Source organism: Kocuria sp. NPDC057446, assembly GCF_042802875.1.
Lineage (GTDB): Bacteria > Actinomycetota > Actinomycetes > Actinomycetales > Micrococcaceae > Kocuria.
The window spans coordinates 1-4,429 of record NZ_JBHVDI010000225.1; the positions used below are offsets into that span (position 1 = coordinate 1).

Annotated in this window: 4 protein-coding genes; all 4 read left to right on the forward strand. The window is 71.5% G+C overall.

The window, feature by feature from the left end:
- Positions 1 to 238 precede the first annotated feature (238 nt).
- The 4 genes from secY (at position 239) to rlmN (ending at position 4,372) form a co-directional block, all read left to right on the forward strand.
- Complete coding sequence (gene secY / locus ACFU0Y_RS17290) at positions 239 to 1,549, forward strand: preprotein translocase subunit SecY (protein WP_380216056.1); 1,311 nt, start codon at positions 239 to 241, stop codon at positions 1,547 to 1,549.
- Between the two features lie 75 nt (positions 1,550 to 1,624).
- On the forward strand, positions 1,625 to 2,188 hold the full coding sequence (locus ACFU0Y_RS17295; protein WP_380216058.1) for an adenylate kinase: 564 nt from the start codon (positions 1,625 to 1,627) through the stop codon (positions 2,186 to 2,188).
- A 112-nt stretch (positions 2,189 to 2,300) separates the two neighbouring features.
- The gene (map, locus tag ACFU0Y_RS17300) at positions 2,301 to 3,137 is read left to right on the forward strand and encodes a type I methionyl aminopeptidase (RefSeq protein ID WP_380216060.1); all 837 of its coding nucleotides are present in this window, start codon (positions 2,301 to 2,303) and stop codon (positions 3,135 to 3,137) included.
- A gap of 50 nt (positions 3,138 to 3,187) precedes the next feature.
- The gene (gene rlmN, locus ACFU0Y_RS17305; RefSeq protein ID WP_380216062.1) at positions 3,188 to 4,372 is read left to right on the forward strand and encodes a 23S rRNA (adenine(2503)-C(2))-methyltransferase RlmN; all 1,185 of its coding nucleotides are present in this window, start codon (positions 3,188 to 3,190) and stop codon (positions 4,370 to 4,372) included.
- Positions 4,373 to 4,429: the final 57 nt, after the last annotated feature.

Below are 4,429 nucleotides of genomic sequence, written 5' to 3' on the forward strand. Positions count from 1 at the left end.
GCCCGCGGCACCCCGAGGATCAGGCCCCGTCCACGCCAGCGTGGGCGGGGCCTGACCCGTCGGCGGGCGCGAGCCCGCCCGCCCGGCGCGCGCCCCCGGTGAGTCCCGGGCGGGCCGCGTTCGTTAGACTTGCCGGAGTCGTCCGCGCCCACCGGGTGCGCGGACCCCGGACCGACCTCCCGCACCACCACACCCCCCGCCGCCGGATGCCGGTCGGACCCAGTCTCTAGGAGGACATGTGCTCAGCGCTTTCGGACGGGCGTTGCGAACCCCCGACCTGCGACGCAAGCTGGGGTTCACCCTCGCCCTCATCGTGCTCTACCGCCTGGGCACGTTCATCCCGGCGCCGGGCGTCGACTACGGCAACGTGCAGCAGTGCCTGGCCCTGGGCACCACCACGGGCGGCGTGTACGACATGGTGAACCTCTTCAGCGGCGGCGCCCTGCTGCAGCTGTCGGTCTTCGCCCTGGGCGTCATGCCCTACATCACCGCGAGCATCATCGTGCAGCTGCTGCGCGTGGTCATCCCGCGCTTCCAGGAGCTGCACGAGGAGGGGGCGCAGGGGCAGACGCAGCTGACCCAGTACACCCGCTACCTCACGATCGGCCTCGCGCTGCTCAACGCCACCACAGTGGTCTCCCTCGCCCGCTCCGGTGCGCTCCTGGGGGACTGCCCCCTGCCGATCATCCCGGACGACACCTGGCTCGCCGTGCTCATCATCATCATCACGATGACCGCCGGAACGGCGATCATCATGTGGCTGGGCGAGCGGATCACGGAGAAGGGCGTGGGCAACGGCATGTCGCTGCTCATCTTCACCTCCATCGCCGCGACCTTCCCCTCCGCGCTGGGCGAGATCCTCCGCACCCGCGGCTGGGGCGTGTTCCTCGCCGTGCTGGCGGTGGGTCTCGTGGTGATCACCTGCGTGGTCTTCGTGGAGCAGTCCCAGCGCCGCGTGCCCGTCCAGTACGCCAAGCGGATGGTGGGCCGGCGCACGATCGGCGGGACCACCACCTACATCCCGCTCAAGGTCAACATGGCCGGCGTCATCCCGATCATCTTCGCGTCCTCGATGCTGATGCTCCCCGGCATGCTCGCCCAGTTCGGCATGCCCGACGACGGCACCGACATCCCCGGCTGGGTCACCTGGATCAACACCTACCTCATCACCGGCGACCACCCCGTGTACATGGCGATGTACTTCCTGATGATCGTGTTCTTCACGTACTTCTACGTGTCGATCACCTTCAACCCGGAGGAGGTCTCCAACAACATGAAGCGCTACGGCGGCTTCATCCCGGGGATCCGCGCGGGCCGGCCCACCGAGAAGTACCTCGCGTACGTGCTCAGCCGGATCACGTTCCCGGGCGCCCTCTACCTGGGCATCGTCTCGATGATCCCGCTCGTGGCGCTCGTGGTGATCGACGCGAACCAGAACTTCCCCTTCGGCGGGCCGTCGCTGCTCATCATGGTGGGCGTGGGCCTGGACACGGTGAAGCAGATCGAGGCCCAGCTGCAGCAGCGCAACTACGAGGGCCTGCTGCGCTGACCCCCGTCCCGCCGGGGCGCCGGGGACGTCCCGGTAGACTGTGACCGCAGCCACCACCCACCGCAAGGAGACTTCATGACCCGCATGCTCATCATCGGCCCCCCCGGCGCAGGCAAGGGCACCCAGGCCGTGCGCATCTCGGAGCAGCTCGGCATCCCGGCGATCTCCACCGGGGACATCTTCCGGGCCAACATCAAGGGCCAGACCCCCCTGGGCCAGGAGGCGAAGAGCTACATCGACGCCGGCGACCTCGTCCCGGACTCGGTGACCAACCGGATGGTCCGCGACCGGCTCGCCGAGACGGACACCGCCGACGGCTTCCTACTCGACGGCTACCCGCGCAACGCCGCGCAGGTGGACGAGCTCGACGCCATCCTGGCCGAGCTGGGACAGGAGCTCGACGTCGTGCTCAAGCTCACCGCGGACCGTGACGAGCTCGTCCAGCGCCTCCTCGGGCGGGCCCAGAAGGAGGGCCGCACCGACGACACGGAGGCGGTCATCCGGCACCGCCTCGACGTGTACGACGCGGAGACCGCCGTGGTCGTCGACGTCTACGACCGGCGCGGCATCGTCCGCGAGGTCGACGGCCTGGGGACCGTCGACGAGGTCTCCCAGCGGATCATGACAGCGCTGTCCTGACGCACCGCACCGCCGACGCCGTGACACCCCCGGACGCCCCCGGGGGTCTCACGTTTAACCCACCACAGCCGCGAGCTCCCCGACCGGGGGAGCGGCTCGGAAGGAAGACCGCATGTTCGGCCGCCGCCGGATCGAGTACAAGACCAACGCCCAGCTGCGCTCCATGCAGCGCGCCGGGGTGGTGACCTCGCGCGCCCTGGACGCCGCCGTGGCGGCCGCCGTCCCGGGCGCGACCACCGCCTCCCTCGACGCCGTCTTCCGCGCCGTCCTCGACGAGCACGGGGCGGGCTCCAACTTCCTGGGCTACTTCGGCTACCCGGCCGCGGTCTGCGTGTCCGTCAACGACGTGGTGGTCCACGGCATCCCGGGGGAGCAGGTGCTCCAGGAGGGGGACATCCTCTCCGTGGACGGCGGGGCGATCGTCGAGGGCTGGCACGGGGACTCGGCGCGCACCGTGCTGCTGGGCCGCCCCGACCCCGCCGACGCCGAGCTCTCCGACGTCACCCGCAACGCCATGTGGCACGGCATCGCGGCGGCGGCCACCGGCACGCACGTCGGCGACATCGGTGCGGCGGTGGAGGACTACGTGCGCAAGGTCTCCGGGCACCGCTTCGGGATCCTCGAGGAGTACGTGGGCCACGGCATCGGCTCCAAGATGCACATGGCCCCGGACGTCCTCAACTTCCGCAGCACGGACCGCGGTCCCCGCCTGCGCGCCGGGATGGCCCTGGCCATCGAGCCGATGCTCGTGCGCGGCGGCATCGGCACCCGGGTGCTCGACGACGAGTGGACCGTGGTCACCACCGACGGGGCCCGCTCCAGCCAGTGGGAGCACTCCGTGGCCCTGCACGCCGACGGCGTGTGGGTGCTCACGGCCGAGGACGGCGGCGCCTCCGAGCTCGAGCCCCTCGGCGTGCGCCCCGTCCCGATCCCGGAGGACGCGCCGTGACCCGGCCCTCCACCAGCACCCCGGACCCGCGAGACCGCGAGGAGAACACCGTGGCCCAGCAGCCGCAGCAGACCCGACAGACGGGCACCACCCGGACGCCCGTCGAGCTCACCGCGAAGCCGCGACCCGGTCAGCTGACCTTCGCGGCCCCGCGGCGCGGCAAGCCCCCGCGCCACCTCGCCGACTTCGACATGGAGGGCCGCCGGGCGTTCCTCGCCGAGCTGGGGCACCAGCCCTTCCGCGCGGGCCAGCTCTCCCGGCACTACTTCGACCGGTTCGCCACCGCCCCGGAGGACATGACCGACCTGCCCGCGGCCGGCCGGGAGGAGCTCGTCTCCCAGGTCCTTCCGCCGCTGCTGACCACCGTGCGCAGCCTCGAGGCGGATCAGGGGGAGACCGTCAAGAACGTGCACCGGTGCTTCGACGGCGCCACCGTGGAGTCCGTGCTCATGCGCTACACCAACCGGGTGACCATGTGCATCTCCTCGCAGGCCGGGTGCGGCATGAACTGCCCCTTCTGCGCGACCGGTCAGGCCGGCCTGACCCGCAACCTCTCCACCGCGGAGATGGTGGAGCAGGTCGTGCAGGGCGCCCGGATGCTCCGCGGCGGCCGGGTCGGCCGGGCGGAGCAGGAGCCGCTGCGCATCTCGAACATCGTGTTCATGGGCATGGGGGAGGCCCTCGCCAACTACAAGGCCTCGATCGGCGCGATCCACCGCCTCGTCGACCCCTCCCCGGAGGGCCTCGGCATCTCGGCCCGCGGCATCACCATGTCCACGGTGGGGCTCGTGCCCGGCATCCGGAAGTTCACGCAGGAGAGGCTGCCGGTCACGCTCGCGCTGTCCCTGCACGCCCCGGACGACGAGCTGCGGGACGAGCTCATCCCCATCAACACCCGCTGGAAGGTCGACGAGGCCCTCGACGCCGCCTTCGACTACTACCAGGCCACCGGCCGCCGGGTCTCCATCGAGTACGCCCTGATCCGCGACATCAACGACCACGGGTGGCGCGCCGACCTGCTCGGGGAGAAGCTCAACGCCCGCGGCGGGGGCTGGGTGCACGTGAACCCCATCCCGCTCAACCCGACCCCCGGTTCCAAGTGGACCGCGTCCCGGCCCGGCGTGGAGCAGAACTTCGTGGAGCGGCTGCGGGCCCACGGGATCCCCACCACCGTGCGCGACACCCGCGGCTCCGACATCGACGGGGCCTGCGGGCAGCTCGCCGCCACCGTCTGAGCGCCGTCGTCCCCGGTCCGCCCGCCCCGGCCCCGCTCCCCGGGGGCGCCTCCCGCG

Excerpts from the sequence above, each read along its gene's own strand:
- ACFU0Y_RS17295 (WP_380216058.1), top strand. The coding sequence starts at position 1,625 with ATGACCCGCATGCTCATCATCGGCCCCCCCGGCGCAGGCAAGGGCACC.
- map (WP_380216060.1), top strand. The coding sequence starts at position 2,301 with ATGTTCGGCCGCCGCCGGATCGAGTACAAGACCAACGCCCAGCTGCGC.